Source organism: Trichocoleus sp. DQ-U1 (genome assembly GCF_039961925.1).
GTDB lineage: Bacteria > Cyanobacteriota > Cyanobacteriia > Cyanobacteriales > FACHB-T130 > FACHB-T130.
The window spans coordinates 1-3,808 of record NZ_JAMPKB010000161.1 but is presented as its reverse complement, the minus strand read 5'-3'; the positions used below and the strand labels follow the sequence as shown (position 1 = coordinate 3,808).

4 protein-coding genes and 1 pseudogene are annotated in these 3,808 nt (G+C 44.8%); 3 read left to right on the top strand and 2 right to left on the bottom strand.

What is annotated here, in order from left to right; all coding sequences use genetic code 11:
- Together NDI34_RS27875 and NDI34_RS27870 are read left to right on the top strand one after the other, a co-directional pair.
- Positions 1-106: pseudogene (locus NDI34_RS27875) on the top strand (IS630 family transposase); the annotation flags it as partial.
- 174 nt (positions 107-280) lie between these two features.
- Positions 281-1,963: a type ISP restriction/modification enzyme gene (locus NDI34_RS27870; protein ID WP_348234469.1), complete on the top strand. Its 1,683-nt coding sequence runs from the start codon at positions 281-283 to the stop codon at positions 1,961-1,963.
- Positions 1,964-2,007: 44 nt separating this feature from the next.
- Here the strand turns inward: NDI34_RS27870 and NDI34_RS27865 are convergent, their stop codons facing one another.
- Both NDI34_RS27865 and NDI34_RS27860 read right to left on the bottom strand, forming a co-directional pair.
- Positions 2,008-2,274 (bottom strand): Precorrin-3B methylase, encoded by a 267-nt coding sequence (locus NDI34_RS27865; RefSeq protein ID WP_348234468.1) that lies wholly within the window; start codon positions 2,272-2,274, stop codon positions 2,008-2,010.
- A gap of 145 nt (positions 2,275-2,419) precedes the next feature.
- Positions 2,420-2,695, bottom strand: a complete 276-nt coding sequence (locus NDI34_RS27860) for a UBP-type zinc finger domain-containing protein (RefSeq protein WP_348234467.1) — start codon at positions 2,693-2,695, stop codon at positions 2,420-2,422.
- 345 nt (positions 2,696-3,040) lie between these two features.
- Between NDI34_RS27860 and NDI34_RS27855 the strand changes: the two genes are divergently transcribed.
- Entirely contained in the window at positions 3,041-3,595 is a 555-nt protein-coding gene (locus NDI34_RS27855; RefSeq protein ID WP_348234466.1) for a DUF6438 domain-containing protein, read from the top strand.
- Positions 3,596-3,808 lie beyond the last annotated feature (213 nt).

The following is a 3,808-nucleotide window of genomic DNA, read 5'->3' as shown; positions in this document are numbered from 1 at the left end:
TGAATGGATAGAGATAGAGGCTTATCGGGACTGGAAAAGTTTAGTAAAGTATGTCAAAAATGTGCTAAAAAAAGTCGGAACCGAATATGTAATTAATTTTGCTTAAGCACTTAAAAGAGGGCTAAGTTCTGAATGGGACATCAAAAAATTCAATCTTGATGAACTCTATGTACGTTTCTTTGGATTGGCTGAACGCTGTATCGTACAACAAAATCCAGGCAAAGGGATTGTTTGCTTCATTTCTAGCTCCTCTTATTTAAGTGATCCATCTTTTGTTGTCATGAGGCAGCGTTTCTTAAATGAATTTGATTATCTTTGGTTTGATTGTATGAATGGAAGTAGCCGAGGAACAGGTAAACTTACACCTACAGGTGAACCTGATCCCTCGGTATTTTCAACGGAGTATAACCGAGAAGGAATACGAGTAGGAACAGCAATTAGCTTGATGGTTCGCCAGGAAAACCGTAGTCAAACACCAACAGTGAGATTTCGTCACTTCTGGGGAGCGAATAAACGAGCAAATTTGCTTAGTGGCTTGGGAAATCAAAATTTTGATGAACAATATAAAATCTCTCAACCGAATCGAGAGAATCGTTTATCATTCCGACTTCTAGAGACATCAAAAGCATATCTAAGTTGGGCTGCTCTAGCTGATCTCAGTGATCGACCACCTTTTAGAGCATTTATTGAAGCTCGTCGAGGTGTTCTGATTGATATTGAAAAATCTGAGTTAGAGAGACGTATGCAGCTCTATTTCGACTCTACCGTGACTTGGAAAGATATCAAAGAACAGCAACCAGAACTCACGGAAGATGCTGCTCGTTTTGATGCTGAAAAAGCTCGAAAAAAAGTTATTGCTGTTGATAATTATAGCCAGAAGCATATACGTCGTTATACTGTTCGCCCGTTTGAAAACCGCTGGTGCTATCACAGTACTATTCGCCCACTATGGAATGAACCTCGCCCCGAATTATGGGCACAGTGTTGGGTGGGGAACAAATTTCTTGTTACACGGTTGAAAACTGAGAAAGAAGCTAAGGGTAGTCCAATTTATTTCTCCTCTGCGCTAGTGGATTATCAAGCAATTGCTAGAAATGTATCTGTCTTTCCACTTCAGCTACGTTCTGTACAAGGAAATTCAGATGCAGCAGTAGCAGAGCAACTGAAAATCGACGGTATAAGTGATATAGCCATTGAAGCTACAGCAAGAGCAAATTTATCTCCTGTTGTCCGCACTTACTTAGCTGAACTAGGCATCACTGATCCTGATACAGATGCAGAAACGGCTGCTTTAATTTGGATGCATGTTCTGGCAATTGGATATTCACCTGCTTATCTAGAAGAGAATGCTGATGGAATCCGTGAAAACTTCCCTCGAATTCCCTTACCTGACAATCGAGAAACTCTAATCGCCTCTGCAAACCTTGGTCGTCAAATTGCTGCACTCCTCGATCCAGAAACTCCCGTTACAGGTGTCACTTCTGGCAAACCTCGTCCTGAGTTGAAAGCGATCGCCGTTGTTTCCCGTGTCGGCACTGGCAACCTTGACCCTAACACCGACTTTGCCCTAACCGCAGGTTGGGGATATGCTGGGCAAAACGGCGTCACCATGCCTGGAAGAGGAAAAGTGATTGATCGCGCCTACACATCTGAAGAACAAAGTGCGATCGCACAAGTCATTGAGCAACTTGGCACAGCCACCCATGACATTTACCTCAACGACATCGCCTATTGGAAAAACATTCCCGATCGCGTGTGGAACTATACAATCGGCGGGTATCAAGTCATTAAAAAATGGTTGAGCTATCGAGAGCAGAAATTGTTGGGGCGATCGCTCAAAGCTGAAGAAGTTACAGAAGTTATGAATATGGCACGTCGAATCGCAGCAATTTTGCTACTTGAACCGCAGCTAGACGCAAATTATGAAACCGTGAAGCAGTCTACCTATCCGTGGGTGAGCTGATAAACCATGCTGCAAATTTCTCCAAACCCTGCAAGAGCAAAGCGCTACTTCGCCTTTCGTTTCGACTTGGGCGGCGTTCGGTGTGCCCCAAAGTATTTTTCACTGCGGTAGCGAAGCCACACCCGCAACTGCTGCGGAATCTGGTCTTTTTGTTCCTTGGTCAGCGTATTGTAAAGGGCTAAAGCGCGATCGCGTTCTCCCCGACAAGCAGCATTATTGTGAGCATCCCAGTAGCTACGGGCAACCCGAATCCGCCGACAGACTTCCTTAATGAGTGCTTCTCCCGTAAGAGGATTTTCCTGCTTTGCCATACTTCAATCAGAACGCCCTAGCCTAAATCCTAACCCGTAGCATCAAGGCGATCGCTCCTTCTTCGATTTAGTGTTTGGCAGGATTGTGCGATCGCCTTCCTTTACAATTTTGTAAGTTGAGGAGATGCCCCAATTGAGTGCATCTTCAATAATTTTTCTGCTGCTCATCCACAAAACACCACAGCCATTGCTCTCCTAGCTCCGCTGAACTGATTACAGTGTGTCCGGTTTCTTCATAGTGACGACGAGAATGCTGATGTTCTGACGAGTCGCAGCACAGCATCTTACCGCACGTCTGACAAATGCGAAGATGCACCCAACGACCATTGATCCGCATACACTCTTCACAGCGAAACACCGGATAGTTGGCTTTATGGATTAGGTTTTGCAGCGTCACTTCATTGAGGTGTTGGCAGGACATAGGGTTTCCTAATCAATGTATGAGCTGGAGTCGCTCATTGGATGCTTCCAATTCTAGAGCTTAAACGAGCGATCGCTTGCTTTCTGCACCCCTTGAAGATATTGCTGTACGTTCAGTTGTCAAAGCTGAGTTGTTCTAGGGTGCGCTGCGGTGTAACAACCCAACTCGTCTACGGAGAACACCAATGATTTCACCCAATAGCATCAACAGCCGATAACTTAGCCTAAAAATAGAAAATTCCTACATCGTCTTCCGGTTTCTGAATTAGAAACCGGGAACTGAGAGCTGAAACAGCCGAATAGACTCGAAGTTAAGTGAATCTTTCTGATTTGGAGCCAAACGATAATGCGATCGCCACTTCTTCTAAGTCTAATAATCGGTGTAGCCAGTAGTGTTCTAAGCGTCTCTATTCCTAACTCCCCGTTCCTGGCGGCTGAAACCACTACTCCGAATCAAAGGCTACTCAATCAACCTCGACAAGTCTCACCACAAGTTGCGCTGACACTCGAACGGACAGCCTGTTTTGGCTTTTGCCCCATTTATAAACTCACTGTTTATGGCAATGGCAAGGTGGTTTACGAGGGCAAACGGTTTGTGAAAGTGACTGGCACCCGAACAACAACTATCAGTAAAACAGCAGCGAGAAAGCTCATTGCAGACTTTCAAAAGCTCAATTACTTCAAGCTTCAAGACAGCTATACAGGTGGACACACCGATGCACCTTCTGCCATCACCTCATTGACAATCGGCAAGAAACAAAAAACAGTACACCATTACCTTCCTTCACCTGACGCACCGACTCAACTAACAGAATTGGAAAATAAAATCGATACCGTAGTGAATTCTAAGCAGTGGATTGGAACACATGCTGAACGCGCCCCACGGGGAACTACGAAGTAATTAAATTGGCATCCCGCGCAACCTGCTGGAGGCATCTCGCTTCTGCTCAATTGCTACAAAACTTTGCCCCATCGATAGTCGCAATCAGGCAATTCAAGAATAGACCTCTTGCAAAAGTCGTCGCTGGGGTAATATGGGGTCTAAAATTAGACGATTGCTAGCTGCCAGTCATAAGTTTTACTCATCTTACCTTTGACTGAGCCGAAGTTCATA

Bases quoted from the DNA above. Each gene is read 5' to 3' on its own strand.
- NDI34_RS27870 (WP_348234469.1), top strand. From the start codon at position 281: ATGAGGCAGCGTTTCTTAAATGAATTTGATTATCTTTGGTTTGATTGT.
- NDI34_RS27865 (WP_348234468.1), bottom strand. From the start codon at position 2,274: ATGGCAAAGCAGGAAAATCCTCTTACGGGAGAAGCACTCATTAAGGAA.
- NDI34_RS27860 (WP_348234467.1), bottom strand. From the start codon at position 2,695: ATGTCCTGCCAACACCTCAATGAAGTGACGCTGCAAAACCTAATCCAT.
- NDI34_RS27855 (WP_348234466.1), top strand. From the start codon at position 3,041: ATGCGATCGCCACTTCTTCTAAGTCTAATAATCGGTGTAGCCAGTAGT.